The following is a 23761-nucleotide window of genomic DNA, read 5'->3' on the forward strand; positions in this document are numbered from 1 at the left end:
GGGGCCGCCCAGGCCTTGCTCGCGGCCCCTTTGCTGGGGCGCGCCAGTGTTGAGAGTGTTTGCCTCTAGCGCTGCACCATCACAAGACGAAGTGCGAGCGCACCGAAGACGGTGGCAGCGATGCGGTTAAGCCAGTGCTGGGCGCGGGCGGAGCGCTGCAGGATCTGGCCAAAGAGCCCAGAGAAACAGGCAATAGAGCCAAAGACCAGCCAGGCTGCCGCCATGAAGACGCTGCCCAGCACCATGATCTGCACTGGCACGCTGCCGCGAGCGGGGTCGGTGAACTGGGGCAAAAAGGCCAGAAAGAAAATCAGCACCTTGGGGTTGCTCAGGTTCATGACCACGCCTTTGCCCACCCAGCCCATGGCGGAGCGCAGAGTCAACACATCGCGCTGCTCCTGCGCCCTGGCACTTTCTTCCACGCTGACGGGCGCATGCCATGCGCCCCAGGCCAGATAGACCAGATAGGCGGCGCCGCAGAGCTTGAGCGCCGTGAACAGCATGGGCGATGTCGCCACCACGGCCGCCAGCCCCAGCGCCACGGCGGCCGTATGTCCGACAATGCCCAGACACAGGCCCAGCACGACGCACAGCCCCACGCGCCAGCCGCGCTGGGCCGATTGCACCAGCACAAACAGATTGTCGGGGCCGGGGCTCAGGCCCAGCAGCAGGGCCACGCCAAAGAATGTGATCAGGACTTCCCAAGTCGGCATTGTCAGCTCTCTTCAAAAAAATGGCAGCGTGCGATTCAACGGCAAAGCCTGCAGGCCCGCCTGGGCCGGCCGCCCGCTTCAACCCAGGCCCAGCGCCGTCACGCCCAGGGCAATCATGACGGCCCCTGCAATGCGCAGGGCGCGGTCGCCCTCGCCCAGCAGCCTGCCGCCGATCAGGGCCGCGAACAGCATGGACACCTCGCGCGCAGGAGCAACGTGAGAGATGGGTGCGCTTTGCACTGCATAGAGCACCAGCACGTAGGCAATCGGGCTGAAGAAGGCCACCAAGGCTGCATGGCGCCATTGCAGACGCCACAGGCGCTTGGTCTCGGGCCAATCCCGGGCGGCCAGCGGGGCCAGAATCACCAGGCGGATCAGGTTGCCCACATAGTCCACCAGAATTGGCGACATCAGCAGCACCTTGACGGCATAGCTGTCCACCACCGTATAGCTGGCAATGAACATGCCCGTCAGCAGGCCATAGTAGAGACCCGCGAGCACACGCTGGCGCGCCTCGGCGTTCTGCCCTTCGCGGATGGTGATGATCATCCGCGGGCCGCCCGCAATCAAGAACACGCCCAGCACCACGCCCGCAATGCCGGCAGCCCCCAGCGTGGAGATCTGCTCCCCCAAAAACATCACCGCCACCAGCGACGAGATCAGCGGCCCGCTGCCGCGCGCCAGCGGATAGACCACCGTCAGGTCGGCCACGCGATAGCCGCGCAGCAGCACCACGAAATAAGCCACATGCAGCACGGCGCTGGCGGTGACGAACGCCCACTCCATCCAGCCCCAGTGCTGCACCACATCCTTGCCCAGCCACCAGCCCAGCGGCAGCCAGATGATGGCGTTGCAGATGGCGGTGTAGAGCGAGAAGCGGGCGTCTCCACCCGCCTTCTTGGCCACGATGTTCCAGCCCGAATGGATCAGGCCGGCCAGGATGATGAGAGTGAACGCTTGCAGGGACATAGGAGCCGAAAATGCAAAAGGCCGCGCGACGCGCAGCCTTTTGAAAAGAAAAGTTCAGTTGCTCATCTGGCCGAACATGGCCAGTGCTTGATGTGACTGGCGCAGCACATGTGAGGGACGCCAAGCAAGGGCCGCCCCGCAGCAAAGGCGTCGTCCCCCCCTGGGGGAAGGCGCGAAGCGCCACAGGGGGATCATTTACTTTCGAGCCGCTATGAGCGAGAGGAATTCGCGGCGCAGTTCGGAGTTGGTGAGGAATGCGCCGCGCATGACGGAGTTCAGCATTTTGGAATCCATCTCGCGCACGCCGCGCCAGGACATGCAGAAATGCGAGGCTTCCATGACCACGGCCAGCCCGTCGGGTCGGGTCTTGTCCATGATCAGGTCGGCCAGCTGGATGATGGCCTCTTCCTGGATCTGCGGGCGACCCATGATCCAGTCCACCAGACGCGCGTACTTGGACAGACCGATCACATTGGTGTTCTTGTTGGGCAGCACGCCCACCCAGATCTTGCCGATCACGGGACACAGGTGGTGGCTGCAGGCGCTGCGCACGGTGATCGGGCCGACGATCATCAGCTCGTTCAGATGCTCGGCGTTGGGAAATTCGGTGATGGCCGGCTGATGCACATAACGGCCGCGGAACACTTCGTTCACATACATCTTGGCCACACGGCGGGCCGTGGCGCGCGTGTTGTGGTCATGCACGGTGTCGATGACCATGGAGTCGAGCACGCCCTGCATCTTCTCCTGCACCTCGTCCAGCAGCTTCTCCAGCTCGCCGGGCTCAATGAATTCGGCAATGTTGTCGTTGGCGTGAAAACGTTTGTTAGCTGCCTGCAACCGCTCGCGGATCTTGACCGAAACGGGTGTTCCTTCGGCTGAGTGGTCTTTTTTCATGTCGGCGAGATCTCTGAACATTCAAGAATGGTACCAGTGAATCAACTTCCCGAAGCCACAAAGGATTTGCCGTCCAGATGCACATTTACAAGGCTTTGGAAGCTATGGTTTCAGGAGCAATCTCAAAATAGGCATGCACCCGAGCAGAGACAGCGAGCAAGCGCCGCCGCGCGGCGAGGCTGTCGCGCCTTCCCGAGCCGCGAGAGAGGCAAAGGCGCGGAGCCGCCCGGGCAAAGCGCCTCAGGGGCGCTACAGCTTGAACTCTGCGATCAGCGGCAGATGATCCGACATGCGCCACCAGATGCGCCCCTTGGGCACCTGCAGCCCCAGCGGGGTCAGCCCGCGCACATAGATATGGTCGAGCTGCGCAATCGGCAGCCGCGAGGGATAGGTCAGAATGCCCTGCGTTTCCTCGTACTCGAACAGGCCAAAGCCCGCCAGCATGCGCTTGATCTGGTTGCCCCAGTCGTTGAAGTCGCCCGCCACCACCAGCGGCGCATTGGGCGGTACTTCGCGCTCGATGAAGCGCTGCAGCAGTGCAATCTGGCGGATGCGGCTGCCCGGAATCAGGCCCAGGTGAACGACGATGGAGTGCACGCGCCGGCCGTGGATGTCCAGCTCCACATGCAGCAGGCCGCGCTGCTCGAAGCGATGGTCCGAGATGTCCTCGTGCTGGTAGCCGATCACGGGCCAGCGGCTGAGCAGCGCATTGCCATGCTCGCCGTCCCGGGTGTAGGCATTGGTCAGATAGACGGACTCATAGCCTTCGGGAGCCAGGTACTCGGCCTGCGGCACATTGGGCCAGCGGTCGAAATACTGCTCCTCCTTGCGGTTCATCTTGCGCACTTCCTGCAGGCAGACGATGTCCGCATCGAGCTGCTCCACCGCGAGTCCCAGATTGTGAATCTCCAGCCGTCTGGCAGGGCCCAGGCCCTGCACACCCTTGTGAATGTTGTAGGTGGCCACGCGCAGGATCTGCGGCTCTGGCGGCGTAAACAACTGAACTTCAGACATAGGCACTGATGGTTTCAAGGCTGTTGCCGGCAGCGGCGCTCGATCAGCGCCGGCTCGAAGCGCGGCAACAGCAAAATAGCTTCTGCGTTGGAAGAAGAAAAGCAGCGCTGGGCTGCCTCACGCCAATCATGCCAATCATGTGCGGTGTGCTCCCTGGGATTCAAGTGCACGGTCATGTGAAGTGGCACACGAAGGCCGAAGACACGCTCCTGGTTGTGGCTGACGCCCGGCGCGTAACGATGCAGCCACTGTGGATAGATGGCGTAGACGTTCTCAAGTTCCCAGTCGCTCAGGCAGCAGTCGGGCGCCAGCGCGTCGATGCCGGTTTCCTCCAGCACCTCGCGCACGGCGGTTTCATGCCAGTCCTCGTCCAGGCTGTCCTTGCTGCCCGTGACGGATTGCCAGAATGGCTCGCCCTCTGGCGCGGCAATGCTGCGGCGCAGCAGCAACACCTGCCCGTCTTCACGGTAGATCACGACCAGCACGGACTGCGGAATCTTGTAGGGCCTGACTTGCATCGCACCATATTAGCGCGGCCAGGATGACAGCAGGCTGAGTCGCCCTGCTGCTTGATAGCCATCAATATTTATAGCTGTAACCGCTTGCCATTCCTTGAATTCAGATTGAAAAGCATCTGCATTTCAAGATTGACGGGCGCAAGCAGCTCCTGATTTCAAAGCAACAAAAAAGCGCCAGCCGCTGTCGCGAACTGGCGCCCGGTGTGAACAGCGACCGGCGCTGTTCACGGGGAGCTTGGCAATCAAGCTTCGGTGGTGACCACCATGGGGTTGCGCAGCTTGATGTGCAGCTCGCGCAGCTGCTTCTCGTCCACGGGCGAGGGAGCCTGGGTCAGCAGATCCTGGGCGCGCTGTGTCTTGGGGAAGGCAATCACGTCGCGGATGGAGTCGGAGCCGGTCATCAGCGTGATCAGACGATCCAGGCCGAAGGCCAGGCCGCCGTGGGGAGGTGCGCCGTACTGCAGCGCGTCCAGCAGGTAGCCGAACTTGGCGCGCTGGTCTTCCGGGCTGATGTTCAAGGCAGCGAATACCTTGGCCTGCACGTCGGCGCGGTGGATACGCACCGAGCCGCCGCCCAGCTCCCAGCCGTTCAGGACCATGTCGTAGGCCTTGGCAATGCACTTGCCGGGATCGGTGTCCATCAGGTCTTCGTGACCGTCCTTGGGCGAGGTGAAGGGGTGGTGCACGGCCACCCAGCGGCCGGATTCCTCGTCATGCTCGAACATGGGGAAGTCCACCACCCACAGCGGTGCCCACTTGTCTTCGAACAGGCCGCTCTTCTTGCCGAATTCGCTGTGACCGACCTTCAGGCGCAGGGCACCGATGGAGTCGTTGACGATCTTTTCCTTGTCGGCACCGAAGAAGATGAGGTCGCCATCCTGCGCGCCGGTGCGCTTGAGGATTTCGGCAATCGCTGCATCATGCAGGTTCTTGACGATGGGCGACTGCAGGCCTTCGCGACCCTGGGCCACTTCGTTGACCTTGATCCAGGCCAGACCCTTGGCACCGTAGATCTTGACGAACTCGGTGTAGCCGTCGATCTCGCCGCGCGAGATGGCTGCACCGCCGGGAACGCGCAGGGCCACGACACGGCCGCCCTTGGTGGTGGCGGGGGTGGAGAAGACCTTGAAGTCCACATCGCCCATGATGTCGGTCAGCTCGGTGAACTCCAGCTTGACGCGCAGGTCGGGCTTGTCCGAGCCGAAGCGGAAGGCCGCGTCCTGGTAGCTCATGATGGGGAAATCGCCCAGATCCACGTTCAACTGGGTCTGGAACACTTCCTTGATCATGCGCTGGAAAATGGCGCGGATTTCCTCTTCGTTCAGGAACGAGGTTTCGCAGTCGATCTGCGTGAATTCGGGCTGACGGTCAGCGCGCAGGTCTTCGTCGCGGAAGCACTTGGTGATCTGGTAGTAGCGGTCGAAACCCGAGACCATCAGCATCTGCTTGTACAGCTGGGGCGACTGGGGCAGCGCGAAGAATTCACCGTCATGCACACGCGAGGGCACCAGGTAGTCACGGGCGCCTTCGGGCGTGGACTTGCCCAGCATGGGGGTCTCGATGTCGATGAAGCCTTCCTTGTCGAGGAAGTTGCGCACCTGGATGGCGGTCTTGTAACGCAGCATCATGTTGCGCTGCATCACGGGACGGCGCAGATCCATCACGCGATTCGTGAGGCGCACGGTTTCCGACAGGTTGTCGTCGTCCAGCTGGAAAGGAGGCGTGACGGAAGCGTTGAGCACGTTGAGCTCATGGCACAGCACTTCGATCTGGCCGCTCTTGAGCTTGTCGTTGGTGGTGCCGGCGGGACGCGCACGCACCACACCCTTGACCTGCACGCAGAACTCGTTGCGCACGTCTTCGGCCACCTTGAACATCTCGGCGCGGTCGGGATCGCAGACCACCTGCACATAGCCTTCGCGGTCGCGCAGGTCGATGAAGATCACACCACCATGGTCACGGCGGCGGTTCACCCAGCCGCACAGGGTCACGGTTTCGCCCATTTGGGCTTCGGTCACCAGACCGCAGTATTGAGAACGCATTGCCATGAAAATTCTTCCTGCACCTTAGGGGTGCGACAAGGTTGTTTGTTTGGAGTCTTCGATCAGGGAGAGGTCTGGCGGAGCCACCACGCCCATCGAAACAATGTATTTGAGCGCCGTATCCACACTCATTTCCAGCTCGATGCATTCGCTCTTGCGCACCAGCACGAAGTAACCCCCGGTGGGGTTGGGCGTAGTGGGCACGAAGACGCTCACATATTCATCGCGCAGCAAGGCCGCCACTTCGCCGCTGGGCTGGCCGGTGACGAAGGCCACGGTCCATACGCCCTCGCGCGGCCACTGCACCAGCACCGCCGTGCGAAAAGCGTTGCCGCTGTCGGAGAACACGGTGTCCGAGACCTGCTTGACGCTGGAATAGATGGAGCGCACCACGGGAATGCGGCGCACCAGCGCATCACCCCAACCCACCAGCTTGCGGCCGATGAAATTGCTGGCAATGCCGCCCACGAGCAGCAAGATCAGCAAGGTCAGAATAACGCCAAAGCCCGGAATATGCATGCCCAGCAATCTGTCGGGCTGCCAGGCCTCGGGAAGAATGGCCAGCGTCTGATCCAGCGTCCCGATGATCCAGTTGAGCACGCCCAGCGTGATCACCAGGGGAACGATGACCAGCAAACCGGCAATCAGCCACTTGCGCAATGCAGACATAGTGTGGACAAGCCTCAGGAATTGGCGGGTGCAGGGGGTGCAGGAGCGGCAGCTGCTGCGGGTGCAGGGGCTGCGGCACTGTCACTGGATGAAGAAGTGCTTGCAGCCGGCTTGCTGCCGCTGTTCTTGAAGTCCGTGGCATACCAGCCAGAACCCTTGAGCTGAAAGCCCGGAGCGGTAAGCTGCTTAGAAAAGGCCTCGGCCCCGCAGGCGGGGCACACGGTCAGCGGCGCGTCCGAGATTTTCTGCAGCACATCCTTGGCGTGACCGCAGGAGCCACACTTGTATGCATAGATAGGCATAGCGCTAAAAACGGGGGAAGTGCAAAAACCCTCAATTATAGGCGCCGCCCCCGGTTTTGCTGCGCTGCGCAAGCAAGCCCCGCTGCAGCCGGTTTGCTCTCTCAGGCCTTGATCTCGGCCAAGGACTCGATTTCACGGTGGTGGTTGCTGATCCACTGCGGCAGCAGCGAACCTGCCAACATGCCGGCAACCGCAGCCAAAAGACCAGCCAGCTGCTGTGGAAAAGCCTGGTTGAGCACGGGCGTGACCATGAAGATGAGCCACACACCGATGCCCAGCGCCACGGCGCTGATGGCGCCCTGGGTGGTGGCCCTCTTCCAGTACAGGCCGAACACCAGCGGCACGAAGGCCCCCACCAGCGGCACCTGATAGGCACTGGCGACCAGCTCATAGATGGGCGTGCCTTGCATGACGATCGAATAGCCCAGCACGCAGGCCGCGAACACCAGCACGCTGATGCGCATGGTCCTGAGATTGTCATTGTCAGAGGTATAGGGGCGGAACTGACGCCAGATGTTCTCGGTAAAGGTCACGCTGGGGGCCAGCAAGGTGGCCGACGCACAGGACTTGATGGCCGAGAGCAGCGCACCGAAGAACAGCACCTGCATGGCAAACGGCATCTTGTCCATCACCAGGGTGGGCAGCACCTTCTGCGGATCATCGGCCAGCAAAGCCGTGGCTTCGGCGGGCATGATGATCAGCGCACTGGCCACCAGGAACATGGGCACGAAGGCAAAGATCACATAGCAGGCACCGCCGATGATGGTGCCGCGCACGGCCGATTTTTCGGTGTCTGCCGACATCACGCGCTGAAAGATGTCCTGCTGCGGAATCGAGCCCAGCATCATGGTCACGGCAGCACCGATGAAGAAAACGATTTCATGCAGCGAGGGCTCTGGCAGAAACTTGAAGAGATCCCGGCTGGTGGCCAGATCGACCACCTTGCCCGCTCCGCCCGCCATGTCACCGGCAAAAAAGGCCAGGATCAGCAGGCCTGCAACCAAGATGATCATCTGCACGAAATCCGTCACGGCCACGGACCACATGCCGCCAAACAGCGTATAGACCAGCACGGAGAGCACGCCAATCGTCATGCCCATGGGAATGCTGACGGCACCGCCCGAGAGCAGGTTGAACACCAGGCCCAGCGCCGTGACCTGGGCCGAGACCCAGCCCAGATAGCTGAGCATGATGATCAGCGAGCAGACAACCTCGATGGTCCGGCCATAGCGCGAGCGGTAGTAGTCGCTGATGGTCAGCAGGTTCATGCGGTAGAGCTTGGCCGCGAAAAAGCACCCGACCAGAATCAGGCACATGCCCGCGCCAAACGGATCCTCCACCAGCGCATGCAGACCGCCCTCGATGAACTTGGCAGGCACGCCCAGCACCAGCTCGGACCCGAACCAGGTCGCAAAGGTGGTGGTGATGATCATGTAGAGCGGCAGATGACGGCCGGCAATGGCGAAATCCGCCGTGTTCTTCACGCGTCTGGCGGCCCACAGGCCGATGCCGATGGTCACAAACAGGTAGACGATCACCAATGAGAGCAGCACGCTGGCACTCCTTGAACTCTAAAGAAGGGGAAAGCTCAGAAGCGGATGCGCAGCAGAACCTGCAGCACCACCAGCCCGATGACGAAACCGATGCCGCCGCAAAGGATGGCCTGCAGCAGACGGTTGGTCGTTTTCTGCTGCTGCAGCAGCTCCTTGAGCAGGGCCTCGCTGTCGTTGCCGGAGCCATGCCTGGACAGATACTGGTGCAGCACGCGTGGAATGTCGGGCAGGATCTTGGCGTAGCGCGGCGCCTGTGCCTGCAGCTCATGCCATAGACGCTGCGGCCCCATCTGGTCCAGCATCCATTTCTCGAGAAACGGCTTGGCCGTGCTCCACAAATCGAGGTTGGGGTCGAGCTGACGCCCCAGGCCTTCGATATTGAGCAGCGTCTTTTGCAGCAGCACCAGCTGGGGCTGAATCTCGACCTGGAAACGGCGCGAGGTCTGGAACAGGCGCATCAGCACCATGCCCAGCGAGATTTCGGCCAGCGGCCGGTCGAAATAAGGCTCGCAGACGGCGCGAATGGCTGCCTCCAGCTCCTCGACGCGCGTCGTGGCCGGCACCCAACCGCTTTCCACATGCAAGGCGGCAACACGCTTGTAGTCGCGGCGAAAGAAGGCCAGGAAGTTCTGCGCCAGATATTCCTTGTCGAACTCGGTCAGCGTGCCGACGATGCCGAAGTCCAGCGAGATATAGCGCCCGAAGGTATCGGGCTCCAGGCTGACCATGATGTTGCCCGGGTGCATGTCGGCATGAAAGAAGCCGTCGCGGAACACCTGGGTAAAGAAGATCGTCACGCCATCGCGCGCCAGCTTGGGGATGTCCACGCCGGCTTCGCGCAGGCGATCGACCTGGCTGATGGGCACGCCCTTCATGCGCTCCATCACCATCACATCGGTGTGGCAGTAATCCCAGTGGATCTCGGGGATCAGCACCAGATCCAGCCCATCCATATTGCGGCGCAGCTGCGCGGCATTGGAGGCTTCGCGGATCAGGTCCAGCTCGTCGTGCAAATAGTTGTCGAACTCGGCAACGACTTCCTTGGGCTTGAGGCGCTTGCCATCGCGGGAGAGCTTTTCCAGCCAGCTCGCCATCATGTGCATCAGCGCCAGGTCTTTGTCGATCACGGACTTCATGCCCGGACGCAACACCTTGACGGCCACCTCATGCTCAACACCCGCCTTGTCGCGAATCACGGCAAAGTGCACTTGCGCAATCGAGGCACTGGCCACGGGCTGACGCTCGAAGCTGATGAAGATCTGCTCCAGCGGCTTGCGAAAGGAACGCTCGATGGTGTCCACCGCGATTTGCGAATCGAACGGCGGCACGCGGTCCTGCAGCTTGGCCAGTTCCTCGGCCACATCGGGCGGCATCAGGTCGCTGCGCGTGGACAGCACCTGACCGAACTTCACGAAGATGGGACCGAGCTCCTCCAGCGCTTCGCGCAGGCGCACGCCACGTGGCTTGTCCAGCTTGCGCCCGAAGGTCAGCACGCCGCGCAGGCTGCGCAGGCGCGGATGCGGAATCCCGGAGAGCACCAGCTCGTCGAGTCCATAACGAAACACCACCCAGAGGATGGCCCAGCCTCGCAGAAAGCGGCTCATGGCTGTGTGTAATCGGCTCCGGGCATGGCTGCCACGGGTACCGTGCTGACAGGATGGGCCACATCGGCAGCAGAGGCAGACTTGCTGCCCATGCGTGCGCCGACGAACTGACGCAGCCCCTGTGCTGCCGTGCGTGCAACCTTGCCAATGGTGTGGGCCGGCACATCGCCGATCAGGCGAGCCAGATCTTCCTCCACATCCCACTTGACGTTATCCACCAGCCAATTGATCTCGGCGGCGAACTGCACATCGCCTTCGATGCGAATGCTGGGCTTGTCGCCACGCAAGGCCGTCTGGGCCAGCGACAAAGGAGAGGTCTCGGTGACTTCCAGCATCAGATCGGGCGCGGCATCGGCAGGAGCCACGTCGAACAGGCCAGCAGGAGTGACCAGCAAGGCGACCGAATACTGGCGCCATTGCACACGCGCAATACGCCCCTTCTGGCGCACGAGGCGATCCGTGGCCTCTTTTTCCTGCATCAGCACATGATTGAGGAAAAGCACCAGACGCTGGTGCATTTCACTCACCAGCCATTCAGGAGCTTGGGGACCGGCCATCACGCGTTCGACGAGACCGCCCAGAAAAGAAAAAGGGGACTGTGTTGCCATAGTCCCCGATTATTCATGAATTTGATTCCCCCCTGTGGCGCTTTGCGCCTTCCCCCTGAGGGGGACGGCACCATCGCTGGGGGGCAGCCCCGGCTTGGAGCCCCTCGCGCGGACCGCGAGAGAATCCAAACCTGCTGCGCTTATTGCAGGGCTTGCACGCCAGCCACCAGCCAGCCGCTGTTGCCACTCTTGGGCTTGGTCATGTTCCAGACTTCACGGAAGGGGCTGGGGCCTGCCGATGTCTCTTCGCGGATCATGCCGGAGAACTCGACGCTGGCCATATAGCCATTGCCCAGGTCTTCGATGCCCAGCAGCTGTGCATCGATCATCAACACATCGGTGTGGTTGGGCTCGCCCGCGCGCTGCGTCTCGCGCTCGGACAGCTGGCCGCGGATTTCCGCGAGCATCTCGTCGGTCATCATGGAGCGCAAAGTGGTGATGTCGGAACGATCCCAGGCCGACTGCAGCGTCACGAAGTTGCGCTTGGCTGCAGTGAGAAAGCCTTCGGCATCGAAGTCTGCAGGCACACCCCAGTTCTGCGAACCCGACAGGGCAGAGCCGATCATGGAGCCGCCAGCAGCAGCTGCTGCGGCTTCGGGAATATGGTTCTGCTCCCAAGGACGAGCCGACGCGTCATTGCCCACTTTTTCAGGGTTGTACTGGCGTGCCTGAGGTGCATTCACATCACCGCCCAGATTGCCTGCGCCCTGAAAGGCGAATGGACTGGCAGCGCTCTGCACGGCAGGCGCTGCCTTGCGACGGCGCATGATCATGCCGACCACCACCATGATCACCATGGCCAGCAGACCGAACATCAGCATATTGGCAAAGGCTTCGCCCATGCCCAGCGAGTTGGCCAGCCAGGCCAGGCCCAGGCCTGCGGCCAGGCCGCCCAGCATGGCGCCCCATGGCTTCTTGGGTGCAGCAGCCGGAGCCGCTGCAGGCGGAGCAGCACGGTTTTGCTGCGCCGCATTTTGCTGCGGAGCCTGCTGGGCAGGAGCACGAGACGCTTCGCGTTGAGTGACGTTACCCGATTGCTTGCCGAACGATGAGCCACCGCCCATGCGTTTTGCATCGGCCTGTCCATGTGCCACCACCAGCATCGCCACCAAAGCGATTGACCAAAGTTTCTTCATCTCATCTCCCTTCTTATAGAAAGTCGCTACAAATCTGCGCACAGGGCGCACTTAACACTTGATTCCCACATGCAAGGCACAGACGCCTCCTGTCATGTTGTGATAGTCCACATGGCCAAAGCCGCATTGCTGCATCAGGGCCTTGAGCTCCTTCTGGCCTGGGTGCATGCGGATGGACTCAGCCAGATAGCGATAGCTTTCGGCGTCGCCGGCAATCATCTTGCCCATGGTCGGCAAAATCTTGAACGAGTACCAGTCATAGACTTTCTCCAGCGGTTTGGCCACCTTGGAAAACTCGAGCACCAAAAGCTTGCCCCCGGGGCGCAGCACGCGGTTCATTTCCTTGAGCGCTGCATCCTTGTGCGTCATATTGCGCAGGCCGAAGGCGACGCTGACCAGATCGAAATAGTTGTCGGGGAAGGGCAGCTTTTCCGCATCGCAGACCAGCGTGGGCAGGATCACACCCTTGTCGGTCAGACGATCACGCCCCACGCGCAGCATGGCTTCATTGATGTCGGTGTGCACCACCTGACCGCTGGCGCCCACCTTCTTCGAAAAAGCCAGGGACAGATCGCCTGTGCCGCCCGCGATGTCCAGCGCCTTGTCGCCTTCCTTGAGGTTGGCCACCATCAGCGCATAAGCCTTCCAGGCGCGGTGCAGCCCACCCGACATCACGTCGTTCATGACGTCGTACTTGGACGCCACGGAGTCGAACACACCGCGTACGCGCGATGCCTTCTCGCTTTCATCAACAGTCTGGAATCCGAAGTGTGTGGAGCTCATAACAAAGAATGCTAAGCAGGCAGTGCTTGCGCGTACAGCGACAACCCCGTATAGCTACAGGCTTTGAAGCACTATGGTTTTTGGAAAGAATTCGCCTTGAGCGCTTATTTCATGCGCGCTTAAAGCTATTGTAAATATAGCACCAGCCTCAATAACCCTGTGCCGTACGCATGGGCTATGTGGCGTGTACGGGACGTTGCTGCCGGCTTTTGAGCCGACATTCAAGCCCCTGACAGTCAAAGCTCAATGCACGCTGCAGCCATGACCGCCTGCGCCCTTCTCGGGCATGGGCGTATCGCGATCCATCCCGGCCTCTTCCAGGCGCTGCTGATATTGCTGCCACAGAGCATCTTGCTGGCTGCCCAGCTGGTAGAGGTATTCCCAGGTGTACAGACCGCTTTCGTGCCCATCGCTGAAGAACGGCTTGATGGCGTAGTTGCCCACCGGTTCGATGGTGTTGATGCCCACATCGCGCTTGCCGGTCTGCAGCACTTCCTGGCCAGGGCCATGACCTTGCACCTCGGCCGAGGGAGAGTACACGCGCAGCAACTCGAACGGGATGCGGAAAGTCTTGCCGTCCGAATAAGAAACCTCCAGCACGCGTGATGCACCATGCACGGTCAGCGACTGAGGGGTGGGAGTGTTGGCTTGCAGTCCTGCCATGGTTTTCTCCTAATCAATGCATAAAAGGGCAGCCTCAAGCTGCCCTTTGAATCTCCCGAGGGAGATGAAAAACATCACGCGGCCCAGAGGGCCAACGCCTTTTGCAGCACTTCATCCACCTGCGGCAGCTGGCGGGCAATCTCGGCTTCGCGCTCTTCATCGCGCTCGCGCTGGGCCGCAGCCCAGACCGAGGCGGGAAAGTGGCTGTCCCAGTCATAGCGCGCAATCACATGCCAGTGCAGATGCGCCACCATGTTACCGAGAGCCGCCAGGTTGATCTTGGTCGGGGCCAGTTGCTCGCGCAGCACACGCTCGACCAGGGCCACGGCATCCATGCAGACAATGCGATCCGTCGCGCTCAGCTCCGAGAATTCGGCCGCATGGTCATTCCAGACGACGCGATAGAAGGCCGGAAAGCCAGCTTCCACAGCCCGGATCACGCGCAGCTTGTCGCCGCGCCAGACCAGCGCACCGCCATCGGTTGCACACAGAGGACAGTTTTCAACCAACATCTGAAATCTCCATTGCAATGCTTCTTACCCACATCACTGCGATGTGACCCCAGCGCAGGCCAGAGGCACCGAGCAAGGGCCTATGCCGGCCGCGCCGCCCCACGCCGAGGGTGTCGCCCCCTTTTGGGGGGAGGGCGCGAAGCGACTCAGGGGGCATCACACCAGCACGCGCTCGATACCGCCCTGGTTGGCGCGATTGACGTACTCGGCCATCCAGTTCTCGCCCAGAATGTCGCGCGCCATCTCGACCACGATGTAGTCGGCTTCGAGCAGCCCGTTGTTCAGGTCGTTGCCATAGCGGCTCAGGCCCTGCAGGCAGCTGGGGCAGCTGGTCAGGATCTTGACGTTGTCCTGAGCGCCCAGTTGACCGTTGTCGCGCAACGCGGCCTCGCCCTTGCGGATCTCCTCGGTCTTGCGGAAGCGGATCTGCGTGGAGATGTCGGGACGCGTCACGCCCAGCGTCCCGGACTCGCCGCAGCAGCGCTCGCTCTTGAGCACGTTGTCACCCATCAAGGCCTTGACGGTCTTTATCGGGTCCTGCTGCTTCATGGGCGTATGGCAGGGGTCGTGGTAGAGGTATGAGCCCTTGTTCTGCAGCGTGATGCCCTTTTCGAGCAGATATTCGTGGATGTCGATGATGCGGCAGCCGGGGAAGATCTTGTCGAACTGGTAGCCCTGCAGCTGGTCATAGCAGGTGCCGCAGCTCACCACCACGGTCTTGATGTCCAGATAGTTGAGCGTGGTCGCCACACGGTGGAAGAGCACACGGTTGTCCGTGATCATCTTCTCGGCCTTGTCGAACTGGCCCGAGCCGCGCTGGGGATAGCCGCAGCACAGATAACCGGGCGGCAGCACGGTCTGCACGCCTGCATGCCAGAGCATGGCCTGCGTGGCCAGACCCACCTGACTGAACAGGCGCTCGGAGCCGCAACCCGGGAAGTAGAACACCGCCTCGGTATCCGACTTGGTGGCCTGCGGGTCGCGGATGATGGGCACGTAATCCTTGTCTTCGATATCCAGCAAGGCGCGTGCCGTCTTGTTGGGCAGACCACCGGGCAGCTTCTTGTTGATGAAGTGAATCACCTGCTCCTTGATGGGAGCCGTGCCCACGGATGCGGGCGGATGCGCGGTCTGCTTCTTGGCGACAGCCCCCAGCAAGTCGGCCGCCAGACGCTGGGCCTTGAAGCCCACGCCCACCATGGCCGTGCGCATGAACTTGATGGTGTCGGGGTTGGTGGCATTGAGCATGGCCATGGCCAGCTTGTTGCCGGGACGGAAGCTCTTCTTGTCCATCTTGCGCAGCAGATTGCGCATATTCATGGTCACGTCGCCGAAGTCGATCTTGACCGGGCAGGGGTTGAAGCACTTGTGGCAGACCGTGCAGTGGTCGGCCACATCTTCGAATTCCTGCCAGTGCTTGATGGACACGCCACGGCGTGTCTGCTCCTCGTAGAGGAAGGCCTCCACCAGCAGCGAGGTGGCCAGGATCTTGTTGCGCGGCGAGTACAGCAGATTGGCGCGCGGCACATGGGTGGCGCACACGGGCTTGCACTTGCCGCAGCGCAGGCAGTCCTTGACGGAGTTGGCGATGGCGCCGATGTCCGACTGCTGCATGATGATGGACTCATAACCCATCAGGCCGAAGCTGGGCGTGTAGGCGTTGGTCAGGTCGGCAAACATCAGCGACTCGCGCGGCGAGCGACCGTCGTGACTCTGGTGTGCCAGGGCATCCCACTCTTCGTTGCGGATCAGCTTGCCCTTGTTGAAGCGGCCTTCTGGGTCCACACGCTTCTTGTAATCGGCAAACGGTGCCAGCTCGGCATCCGAGAGGAATTCCAGCTTGGTGATGCCGATGCCGTGCTCACCCGAGATCACGCCGTCCAGACTACGCGCCAGCTCCATGATGCGAGCCACGGCTTCGTGCGCGGTCTGCAGCATTTCATAGTCGTCGGAGTTGACAGGGATGTTGGTGTGCACATTGCCGTCACCGGCGTGCATGTGCAGCGCCACCCAGACACGGCCCTTGAGCACCTTCTGGTGAATCTCGTTGATGGACTCGCGCAGCGGCTGGAAGGCAGCGCCCGCGAAAATCGCGGACAGCGGCTCCTTGAGCTGGGTCTTCCAGCTCGCACGCAAGCGGTGGTCCTGCAGTTCGGGGAACAGCGTGGCCACGCCGTCCAGCCAGCCCTGCCAGAGCTCGCGCACCTCGGCCACCAGCGCCAGCGCCTGCTGCACGCGGTCTTCCAGCAGCTCGGCGCTGGGGATGTCGCCGGCGTCGTCGCTCTTGCCCAGGGGCAGATCGGAGTGCTTGAAGAAGCCGCTCAGCTCGTCGCAGAGCTTGAGCTTGTTGCGCAGCGACAGCTCGATATTGATGCGCTCGATGCCGTCGGTGTACTCGGCCATGCGTGGCAGAGGAATCACCACGTCTTCATTGATCTTGAAGGCGTTGGTATGGCGCGAGATGGCGGCAGTGCGCTTGCGGTCCAGCCAGAACTTCTTGCGCGCCTCGGAGCTGATGGCGATAAAGCCCTCGCCGTTGCGCGAATTGGCAATGCGCACCACTTCGCTGGTCACGCGCGCCACTTCATCGGCATCATCACCGGCGATATCGCCCAGCAGCACCATCTTGGGCAGATGGCCGTTGCCCTTCTTGCTCTTGGTCGCGTAGCCCACGGCCTTGAGGTAGCGGTCGTCCAGGTGTTCGAGACCGGCCAGCAGCACGCCCGAGCGCTTTTGCTCGGCGAACATATAGTCCTTGATCTCGACGATGGAGGGCACGGCGTCCTTGGCATTGCCGAAGAACTCCATGCACACGGTACGCGTGTGCGCCGGCATGCGGTGCACCACCCAGCGCGCGCTGGTGATCAGGCCGTCCGTGCCTTCCTTCTGAATACCGGGCAGACCCGAGAGGAACTTGTCCGTCACGTCCTTGCCCAGGCCTTCCTTGCGGAAGGTGTGACCGGGAATGTCCAGGCGCTCGGTGCGCACATGGGTCTTGCCGTCCGCCTCGAAGTACTTCAGCTCGAAGCAGGCCATCTCGGCATCGTGAATCTTGCCCAGGTTGTGGTCCAGACGCGTGACTTCCAGCCACTGCGCATCGGGCGTGACCATGCGCCAGGACACCAGATTGTCCAGGGCGGTACCCCAGAGCACGGCCTTTTTGCCGCCCGCGTTCATGGCGATATTGCCGCCGATGCAGGAGGCCTCGATGGAGGTCGGATCCACGGCAAACACAAAGCCGCCGCGCTCGGCCGCATCGGCCACGCGCTGCGTCACCACACCGGCTTCGGAGTAGATGGTGGGCACTTCATGATCCACGCCGGGAATCATGCGCATCTCGACTTCGCTCAGCGCTTCCAGCTTCTCGGTGTTGATGACCACCGAGCGCCAGGTCAAAGGTATGGCACCACCCGTGTATCCGGTACCGCCTCCGCGCGGGATGATGGTCAGTCCCAGCTCGATGCAGCCCTTGACCAGACCGGCCATTTCGGCTTCGGTATCGGGCGTCAGCACGACAAACGGGTACTCGACGCGCCAGTCGGTCGCATCGGTCACATGGGCCACGCGCGACAGACCGTCGAACTTGATGTTGTCCTTGGCGGTATAGCGACGCAGCGTCTTCTGCGCGCGGCGGCGCAGCTGCTCGGCCTCGACAAAAGTGGCGTTGAATTCATGCACGGCGCGGTGGGCCGCTTCCACCAGCTGACCCACCAGCTGATCGCGCAGCGCATCCTCGTTGGGCTCGCGGCGCTTGTCGATCTCGGCCAGGCGATGCTCCAGAGCCTCGACCAGCGACTTGCGGCGGTCGGGGTTGTGGATCAGATCGTCCTGAAGATAGGGATTGCGCTGCACAACCCAGATATCCCCCAGCACTTCGTAGAGCATGCGGGCAGATCGGCCGGTCCGGCGTTCCTGACGCAGCTGATTGAGCACATCCCACATGGATGAGCCCAGCAGACGAATCACAATCTCACGGTCAGAGAACGATGTGTAGTTATAGGGAATCTCGCGCAGTCGTGCGGGTTCGGCAGCCTGGGCCTGGAGGGCGGCAGCCAACGCAATCGGTACATTCATGGGGGTAGACCGTGTCGGGCGCCCTCTGTGTGGCACCCCTAAGCCAGTGGGATGACGATTTTAAGCGACGGCGGCTCAGCCATGCTTTGCTATGGGTTCTGAGTGGCCAGCCCTGCTATCGCCAAAGCAGCAAGCCCCACCGGCATTTCCCAGGCGATTCGCCACATGGCAGTGCACAAGGGCGCTGCGAACCCGTTCACCGCTGCATGCAGCCAAATGCGCAGATGAATCTTCCATAGGCGATTGAGACAAAAATCATACATTTCCGAATCAAAAACAACTCAATACGAAAGACTACCAACAACAAACGAAATGCCGTTGACCTAGAATGGCGCAGCTTCGCGCACCACCAAATGTCACCGGATCGTCATACATAGGCTTGTGACTGCGGGTTCTGCCCATGGTGAGACGCGTTGCCCATGCAAACAATGACATCCATATGTCATACGGATGACTTAGTGTGCATCACCGCATATTGCGTCAACGATCGTTAGAGGAGCCTTCATGCAATTCAAGCAACTGGCCATGGCCGCCGCCGTCGCCGCTACTACTTTCTCGGCACAAGCCGTCACCGAAATCCAATGGTGGCACTCGATGACTGCCGTGAATAACGAGTGGGTCAATGATCTGGCCAAGCAGTTCAACGAAAGCCAGAAGGATTACAAGGTCGTCCCCACGTTCAAGGGCGTGTACGACGAATCCATGACAGCCGCGATTGCAGCCTTCCGCTCGGGCAACGCCCCTCACATCCTGCAGGTGTTTGAAGTGGGTACTGCCACCATGATGGCCTCCAAGGGCGCGACCGTGCCCGTGGGCAAGGTGATGCAGGACGCCGGCGTCGCTTTCGACCCCAAGGCCTACATCCCCGCCGTGGCCGGCTACTACACGGCCCCCAACGGCCAGATGCTGAGCTTCCCCTTCAACAGCTCGACAACCATCTTCTACTACAACAAGGACGCCTTCAAGAAGGCCGGCCTGAACCCCGACGTCGCCCCCAAGACCTGGCCCGAAGTCTTTGCTGCCGCCAAGAAGCTCAAGGAAAGCGGCCACAGCTGCCCCATGACCCTGGCATGGCAAGGCTGGACCCAGCTGGAGTCCTTCTCCACCTGGCACAACGTGGAATTCGCCACCGAGCACAACGGTCTGAGCGCCAACGGCTACAAGGCGCGCATGAAGATCAACTCGCCTTTGCACGTCAAGCACATCGACAACCTGGCCGCAGCGGCCAAGGCTGGCGAGTTTGTCTACAAGGGTCGCGCCTCCACCCCCCAGGCTTCGTTCACCGCCGGTGAATGCGCCATGATCCAGACTTCGTCCGGCTTCTACGGCGATGTGGCCAAGAACGCCAAGTTCAACTACGCCCTGGCTCCCCTGCCCTACTATCCCGATGTCAAGGGCGCGCCCCAGAACACCGTGATCGGCGGCGCTTCGCTGTGGGTCATGGCCGGCAAGAAGGCCGAAGAGTACAAGGGCGTGGCCAAGTTCTTCGAGTTCCTGTCGCAGACCAAGGTGCAGGCCGCTTCGCACCAGCGTACCGGCTACCTGCCCGTGACCATGGCGGCCTATGACCTGACCGAAAAGTCCGGCTTCTACGCCAAGCACCCCGGCACCGACACGGCCGTGACGCAGATGATCCGCAAGGTGACCGACAACTCGCGCGGCATCCGTCTGGGCAACTACGTGCAGATCCGTACCATCGAGGATGAAGAACTCGAACAGGTGTGGGCTGGCAAGAAGACCGGCAAGCAGGCGCTGGACTCCATCGTGAGCCGCGGCAACGAATTGCTGGCTCGCTTCGAGCGCTCCTACAAACAGTAAACCCTCCAGGCACCCGCAAGGGTGCCGCCAAGGCCTGCGGGGCCTTCAAACAAGGCTCTGCACCCCCAAATACCCCGTTGACTGCACCCAGGCTCCGGCGGTTTTTTTATTTGTAACTCCTCATGGAAAAACGCGTTCTTTTCCGATCCAAGTGGCTGCCCTGGGTGCTGATCGCCCCCCAGCTACTGATCATCGGTATCTTCTTTTTCTGGCCCGCTGGTCAGGCTGTCCTCCAGTCATTCCAGATGGAAGACGCGTTCGGCATGAGTACCGAATGGGTGGGATTTGACAATTTCCGGCAGATCTTCTCCGACCCCACCTATCTGAACTCCTTCAAGCGTACAGCCCTGTTTTCCGTGCTCGTCGCTGGTCTTGGCATTGCCACCTCGTTGGCCTTGGCCATCTTTGCGGATCGCATCGTGCGCTTCGCCATGGTCTACAAGACCTTGCTGATCATCCCCTACGCGGTCGCCCCCGTCATCGCGGGTGTGCTGTGGGTCTTCATGTTCTCGCCCTCCATCGGTGTGGTGGCGTATTTCCTGAACAAGCTAGGCTATACCTGGAACCATCTGATGAACGAAAACCAGGCCATGACGCTGATCGTGCTGGCCTCGGTGTGGAAACAGATCTCCTACAACTTCCTGTTCTTCCTTGCGGGCCTGCAGTCCATCCCCAAAGCGCTGATCGAGGCCGCATCCATCGACGGTGCCGGCCCATGGCGCCGTTTCTGGAACATCCAGCTGCCGCTGCTCTCGCCCACCACCTTCTTCCTGCTGGTGATCAACATCGTCTACGCGTTCTTTGACACCTTCGGCATCATCGACGCAGCCACCCATGGCGGCCCCGGCCAATCGACATCGATTCTGGTCTACAAGGTCTATCTGGACGGCTTCAAGGCGCTGGACCTGGGCGGCTCGGCAGCCCAGTCCGTGATCCTGATGCTGATTGTTGTCGTGCTGACCGTGATCCAGTTCCGCTATGTTGAAAAGAAAGTGCAGTACTGATCATGGTCGATCGCAATCCCTGGCTTAATTTCTTCTCCCACGCCGTACTGATTCTCGGCGTGGCCATCGTCGCCTTCCCGCTGTACCTGGCACTGGTCGCCTCCACCCACACGGCCAGCGAGATCGTGCAGGCACCCATGCCGCTGCTGCCCGGCTCGCACCTGTGGGAAAACTACAAGGAAGCCCTGGTGGGCTCGGGCAAACTGGGCTCCAACACCAACGTCGTGCAGATGATGTGGGTGAGCTTTGTCGTGGCCATGATCATCACCGTGGGCAAGATCGCGATTTCGCTGCTCTCGGCCTTTGCCATCGTCTACTTCCGCTTCCCCTTCAAGATGCTGTGCTTTTGGGCCATCTTCGTGACGCTGATGCTGCCCGTGGAAGTGCGCATTCTGCCCACCTACAAGGTTGTGGCTGAACTGGGCCTGCTCAACAGCTACGCCGGTCTGTCCCTGCCGCTGATCGCCTCCGCCACCGCCACCTTCCTGTTCCGCCAGTTCTTCCTGAGCGTGCCGGACGAACTGGTGGAAGCAGCCCGCATCGACGGCGCCGGCCCCATGCGCTTTTTCAAGGACATTCTGGTGCCCTTGTCCAAGACCTCGATTGCCGCACTGTTCGTGATCCAGTTCATCTACGGCTGGAACCAGTACCTGTGGCCTCTTCTCATGACCACCTCGGAAGACATGTACCCCGTGGTCGTCGGTATCAAGAGCATGCTGGGCGGCGGCGGCGACGCCAGCGTCGACTGGAACATTGTGATGGCCACTGCCATCCTGGCCATGCTGCCGCCTACGGCCGTGGTGATGCTGATGCAAAAGTGGTTTGTGAAGGGTCTGGTGGATACCGAGAAATAAGCCTCGACCACGACCCATCCCGCCTTTTGCCCCATTGAACGAATACTTGGAAGACCTGTCATGGCATCCATCTCTCTGAAGAACATCATCAAGCGTTACGGCACCGGCAAGTCTGCCGTGCCCGTCATTCACGGCATCAACGTCGAAATCAAGGACGGCGAATTCATCGTGCTGGTCGGCCCCTCGGGCTGCGGCAAGTCCACCCTGCTGCGCATGATCGCAGGCCTGGAAGAAATCACCGATGGCGACCTGCTGATCGGCAGCAACAAGGTCAACGACCTGGAGCCCGCCAAGCGCAATATCGCCATGGTGTTCCAGAACTACGCGCTCTACCCCCATATGAGCAACTACGAGAACATGGCCTATGGCCTGAAGCTCGCCAAGGTGCCCGAGGACGAGATCAAGCGCCGCGTGGACAAGGCCGCCAAGATTCTGGAGCTGAGCCATCTGCTGGACCGCAAGCCGCGCCAGCTCTCTGGCGGCCAGCGCCAGCGCGTGGCCATGGGCCGCGCCATCGTGCGCCAGCCCCAGGTCTTCCTGTTCGACGAGCCCCTGTCCAATCTGGACGCCAAGCTGCGCGGCCAGACCCGCCTGGAGATCCAGAAGCTGCACGCCGAGCTGGGCATCACCAGCCTGTTCGTGACCCACGATCAGGTCGAGGCCATGACCCTGGCGCAGCGCATGGTGGTGATGAACGGCGGCTATGTGGAGCAGTTCGGCACGCCCGAAGAGGTCTATCACACACCCGCCTCCACCTTTGTGGCGGGCTTCATCGGATCCCCTCCCATGAACCTGCTCAAGCACTCGCCCAACGGCAAGCCCGGCCTGATCCTGGGTATCCGCCCCGAGCATATCGACCTGGTGGAAGCCGGCGGCCTGGAGTTCAAGGTCCAGACCGTGGAACTGCTGGGTGCCGAGCGCCTGCTCTACGGCAAGGTGGGCGATGAAGACGTCACCGTGCGCGTGGAAGAAGGCAAGCCCTATCCCAAGCCCGGTGAAACGGCCCGCATCTCGGCGCGCGAAGACCGCCTGCACTGGTTCAACGCCGAAACCGGCAAACGCGTATAAATCGCAACACCCCCTGAGCGGCTGCGCCGCTTCCCCCTCTCTCGCTACGCGGGAGGGGGACGACACCTTCGCCGCAAGGCGGCTCTTGCTCGGTGTCTCTGAGATGGGTTGCGCCAGTTCTCATCGACGCGCCCAAAGCTACCCTGAAGTATGAAGCCGCAAACTTTGTTGGACTCACTATGACGAATGCTTTGAAACCCTGGCCCTACCCTCGTTGGGTGGCCCACCGCGGCGCCGGCAAGCTGGCACCGGAGAACACCATGAGCGCCTTCCGCCTGGGCGCGCAACACGGCTACCGCTTCTTTGAATGCGATGCCAAGCTCAGCCAGGACGGCGTGCTGTTTCTGATGCATGACGCCACGCTGGAGCGCACCACCAACGGCCGCGGCATTGGCGGCGCACTGAGCATGGGCGAGATCGCCCAGCTCGACGCCGGCAGCTGGCACTCACGCGCCTATGCGGGCGAAGCCCTGCCCACGCTGGAAGCCCTGGCGCGCTGGTGCCTGGCCAACCATCTGCACCTGAATGTGGAAATCAAGCCGACTCCGGGCCAGGAGCTGGAAACCGGCCGTGCCTGCGGCGAGCTGATGCAGCGCATCTGGCCGAAGACCGAGGTGCAGCCGCTGTTCACCTCGTTCAAGTCCGACTCGCTCAAGGGCGCCCGCGAGACCGCTCCGCATATTCCGCGCGGCCTGCTGGTGGACAAGCTGGCCGACGCCAGCGGCGACGCCGACCTGAAGCTGGCTCTGGAGCTGGAGTGCAGCGCCATGGTGCTCAACCATGCGCTGTGGACGCCCGAGCTGGTGGCCAAGGTGCATGGCGCCGGCCTCTACTGCAGCAGCTACACCGTCAACGACCCATGGGCGGCGCAGCGCCTGATAGACCTGGGCACGGACGGCATCATCACCGACTGCGTGGACCTTTTCAGCCCCGCGCAGACAGGCGAGCAGCTGTAAATCA

General features: G+C 61.6%; 21 protein-coding genes. 5 read left to right on the plus strand and 16 right to left on the minus strand.

Going from position 1 to position 23761, the window contains the following annotated elements:
- Positions 1–65: 65 nt before the first annotated feature.
- From QYQ99_RS07840 to QYQ99_RS07915, 16 genes are all read right to left on the minus strand, one after another.
- On the minus strand, positions 66–713 hold the full coding sequence (locus QYQ99_RS07840; RefSeq protein ID WP_302092148.1) for a LysE family translocator: 648 nt from the start codon (positions 711–713) through the stop codon (positions 66–68).
- 78 nt (positions 714–791) lie between these two features.
- A complete protein-coding gene (locus QYQ99_RS07845) occupies positions 792–1682 on the minus strand; it encodes a DMT family transporter (RefSeq protein WP_302092149.1) in 891 nt (296 codons plus the stop codon).
- A 195-nt stretch (positions 1683–1877) separates the two neighbouring features.
- Positions 1878–2600: a GTP cyclohydrolase I gene (gene folE / locus QYQ99_RS07850; protein ID WP_302092150.1), complete on the minus strand. Its 723-nt coding sequence runs from the start codon at positions 2598–2600 to the stop codon at positions 1878–1880.
- Between the two features lie 228 nt (positions 2601–2828).
- Complete coding sequence (locus tag QYQ99_RS07855; protein ID WP_302092151.1) at positions 2829–3593, minus strand: endonuclease/exonuclease/phosphatase family protein; 765 nt, start codon at positions 3591–3593, stop codon at positions 2829–2831.
- Positions 3594–3607: 14 nt separating this feature from the next.
- Positions 3608–4111: a dihydroneopterin triphosphate diphosphatase gene (gene nudB, locus QYQ99_RS07860; protein WP_302092152.1), complete on the minus strand. Its 504-nt coding sequence runs from the start codon at positions 4109–4111 to the stop codon at positions 3608–3610.
- Positions 4112–4353: 242 nt separating this feature from the next.
- Complete coding sequence (aspS, locus tag QYQ99_RS07865; protein WP_302092153.1) at positions 4354–6159, minus strand: aspartate--tRNA ligase; 1806 nt, start codon at positions 6157–6159, stop codon at positions 4354–4356.
- Between the two features lie 18 nt (positions 6160–6177).
- Entirely contained in the window at positions 6178–6822 is a 645-nt protein-coding gene (locus tag QYQ99_RS07870) for a DUF502 domain-containing protein (RefSeq protein WP_302092154.1), read from the minus strand.
- A gap of 14 nt (positions 6823–6836) precedes the next feature.
- Positions 6837–7124 carry an FmdB family zinc ribbon protein gene (locus tag QYQ99_RS07875; RefSeq protein ID WP_302092155.1) on the minus strand — a complete coding sequence of 96 codons (288 nt, stop codon included), beginning with the start codon at positions 7122–7124 and terminating at the stop codon, positions 6837–6839.
- Between the two features lie 101 nt (positions 7125–7225).
- Positions 7226–8677 carry a sodium:solute symporter family protein gene (locus tag QYQ99_RS07880; RefSeq protein WP_302092156.1) on the minus strand — a complete coding sequence of 484 codons (1452 nt, stop codon included), beginning with the start codon at positions 8675–8677 and terminating at the stop codon, positions 7226–7228.
- 35 nt (positions 8678–8712) lie between these two features.
- Positions 8713–10281 (minus strand): ubiquinone biosynthesis regulatory protein kinase UbiB, encoded by a 1569-nt coding sequence (ubiB, locus tag QYQ99_RS07885; protein ID WP_302092157.1) that lies wholly within the window; start codon positions 10279–10281, stop codon positions 8713–8715.
- A complete protein-coding gene (locus tag QYQ99_RS07890; RefSeq protein WP_302092158.1) occupies positions 10278–10889 on the minus strand; it encodes a hypothetical protein in 612 nt (203 codons plus the stop codon). Before QYQ99_RS07890 ends, ubiB begins: the two co-directional genes overlap by 4 nt.
- A 140-nt stretch (positions 10890–11029) precedes the next feature.
- Positions 11030–12025, minus strand: a complete 996-nt coding sequence (locus QYQ99_RS07895; protein ID WP_302092159.1) for a Tim44 domain-containing protein — start codon at positions 12023–12025, stop codon at positions 11030–11032.
- A 51-nt stretch (positions 12026–12076) separates the two neighbouring features.
- Complete coding sequence (ubiE, locus tag QYQ99_RS07900) at positions 12077–12808, minus strand: bifunctional demethylmenaquinone methyltransferase/2-methoxy-6-polyprenyl-1,4-benzoquinol methylase UbiE (RefSeq protein WP_302092160.1); 732 nt, start codon at positions 12806–12808, stop codon at positions 12077–12079.
- 243 nt (positions 12809–13051) lie between these two features.
- Positions 13052–13471, minus strand: a complete 420-nt coding sequence (locus QYQ99_RS07905) for a DUF971 domain-containing protein (protein WP_302092161.1) — start codon at positions 13469–13471, stop codon at positions 13052–13054.
- Between the two features lie 74 nt (positions 13472–13545).
- Complete coding sequence (locus tag QYQ99_RS07910; protein WP_302092162.1) at positions 13546–13983, minus strand: HIT family protein; 438 nt, start codon at positions 13981–13983, stop codon at positions 13546–13548.
- A gap of 156 nt (positions 13984–14139) precedes the next feature.
- Positions 14140–18057 carry an FAD/FMN-binding oxidoreductase gene (locus QYQ99_RS07915; RefSeq protein ID WP_302092163.1) on the minus strand — a complete coding sequence of 1306 codons (3918 nt, stop codon included), beginning with the start codon at positions 18055–18057 and terminating at the stop codon, positions 14140–14142.
- A 504-nt stretch (positions 18058–18561) separates the two neighbouring features.
- Here QYQ99_RS07915 and ugpB point away from each other — a divergent pair.
- From ugpB to ugpQ, 5 genes are all read left to right on the plus strand, one after another.
- Positions 18562–19875, plus strand: coding sequence for a sn-glycerol-3-phosphate ABC transporter substrate-binding protein UgpB (ugpB, locus tag QYQ99_RS07920; protein WP_302092164.1), 1314 nt, complete (start codon positions 18562–18564; stop codon positions 19873–19875).
- A gap of 122 nt (positions 19876–19997) precedes the next feature.
- Positions 19998–20879, plus strand: a complete 882-nt coding sequence (gene ugpA, locus QYQ99_RS07925) for a sn-glycerol-3-phosphate ABC transporter permease UgpA (protein ID WP_034364530.1) — start codon at positions 19998–20000, stop codon at positions 20877–20879.
- Positions 20880–20881: 2 nt separating this feature from the next.
- Positions 20882–21733, plus strand: a complete 852-nt coding sequence (ugpE, locus tag QYQ99_RS07930) for a sn-glycerol-3-phosphate ABC transporter permease UgpE (protein WP_302092165.1) — start codon at positions 20882–20884, stop codon at positions 21731–21733.
- A gap of 60 nt (positions 21734–21793) precedes the next feature.
- A complete protein-coding gene (locus QYQ99_RS07935; protein WP_302092166.1) occupies positions 21794–22801 on the plus strand; it encodes a sn-glycerol-3-phosphate import ATP-binding protein UgpC in 1008 nt (335 codons plus the stop codon).
- 179 nt (positions 22802–22980) lie between these two features.
- Positions 22981–23757, plus strand: coding sequence for a glycerophosphodiester phosphodiesterase (gene ugpQ / locus QYQ99_RS07940; RefSeq protein ID WP_302092167.1), 777 nt, complete (start codon positions 22981–22983; stop codon positions 23755–23757).
- Positions 23758–23761: the final 4 nt, after the last annotated feature.

The organism is Comamonas testosteroni (assembly GCF_030505195.1).
Taxonomy (GTDB): domain Bacteria; phylum Pseudomonadota; class Gammaproteobacteria; order Burkholderiales; family Burkholderiaceae_C; genus Comamonas; species Comamonas testosteroni_G.

Bases quoted from the DNA above. Each gene is read 5' to 3' on its own strand.
- QYQ99_RS07840 (WP_302092148.1), bottom strand. From the start codon at position 713: ATGCCGACTTGGGAAGTCCTGATCACATTCTTTGGCGTGGCCCTGCTG.
- QYQ99_RS07845 (WP_302092149.1), bottom strand. From the start codon at position 1,682: ATGTCCCTGCAAGCGTTCACTCTCATCATCCTGGCCGGCCTGATCCAT.
- folE (WP_302092150.1), bottom strand. From the start codon at position 2,600: ATGTTCAGAGATCTCGCCGACATGAAAAAAGACCACTCAGCCGAAGGA.
- QYQ99_RS07855 (WP_302092151.1), bottom strand. From the start codon at position 3,593: ATGTCTGAAGTTCAGTTGTTTACGCCGCCAGAGCCGCAGATCCTGCGC.
- nudB (WP_302092152.1), bottom strand. From the start codon at position 4,111: ATGCAAGTCAGGCCCTACAAGATTCCGCAGTCCGTGCTGGTCGTGATC.
- aspS (WP_302092153.1), bottom strand. From the start codon at position 6,159: ATGGCAATGCGTTCTCAATACTGCGGTCTGGTGACCGAAGCCCAAATG.
- QYQ99_RS07870 (WP_302092154.1), bottom strand. From the start codon at position 6,822: ATGTCTGCATTGCGCAAGTGGCTGATTGCCGGTTTGCTGGTCATCGTT.
- QYQ99_RS07875 (WP_302092155.1), bottom strand. From the start codon at position 7,124: ATGCCTATCTATGCATACAAGTGTGGCTCCTGCGGTCACGCCAAGGAT.
- ubiB (WP_302092157.1), bottom strand. From the start codon at position 10,281: ATGAGCCGCTTTCTGCGAGGCTGGGCCATCCTCTGGGTGGTGTTTCGT.
- QYQ99_RS07890 (WP_302092158.1), bottom strand. From the start codon at position 10,889: ATGGCAACACAGTCCCCTTTTTCTTTTCTGGGCGGTCTCGTCGAACGC.
- QYQ99_RS07895 (WP_302092159.1), bottom strand. From the start codon at position 12,025: ATGAAGAAACTTTGGTCAATCGCTTTGGTGGCGATGCTGGTGGTGGCA.
- ubiE (WP_302092160.1), bottom strand. From the start codon at position 12,808: ATGAGCTCCACACACTTCGGATTCCAGACTGTTGATGAAAGCGAGAAG.
- QYQ99_RS07905 (WP_302092161.1), bottom strand. From the start codon at position 13,471: ATGGCAGGACTGCAAGCCAACACTCCCACCCCTCAGTCGCTGACCGTG.
- QYQ99_RS07910 (WP_302092162.1), bottom strand. From the start codon at position 13,983: ATGTTGGTTGAAAACTGTCCTCTGTGTGCAACCGATGGCGGTGCGCTG.
- QYQ99_RS07915 (WP_302092163.1), bottom strand. From the start codon at position 18,057: ATGAATGTACCGATTGCGTTGGCTGCCGCCCTCCAGGCCCAGGCTGCC.
- ugpB (WP_302092164.1), top strand. From the start codon at position 18,562: ATGCAATTCAAGCAACTGGCCATGGCCGCCGCCGTCGCCGCTACTACT.
- ugpA (WP_034364530.1), top strand. From the start codon at position 19,998: ATGGAAAAACGCGTTCTTTTCCGATCCAAGTGGCTGCCCTGGGTGCTG.
- ugpE (WP_302092165.1), top strand. From the start codon at position 20,882: ATGGTCGATCGCAATCCCTGGCTTAATTTCTTCTCCCACGCCGTACTG.
- QYQ99_RS07935 (WP_302092166.1), top strand. From the start codon at position 21,794: ATGGCATCCATCTCTCTGAAGAACATCATCAAGCGTTACGGCACCGGC.
- ugpQ (WP_302092167.1), top strand. From the start codon at position 22,981: ATGACGAATGCTTTGAAACCCTGGCCCTACCCTCGTTGGGTGGCCCAC.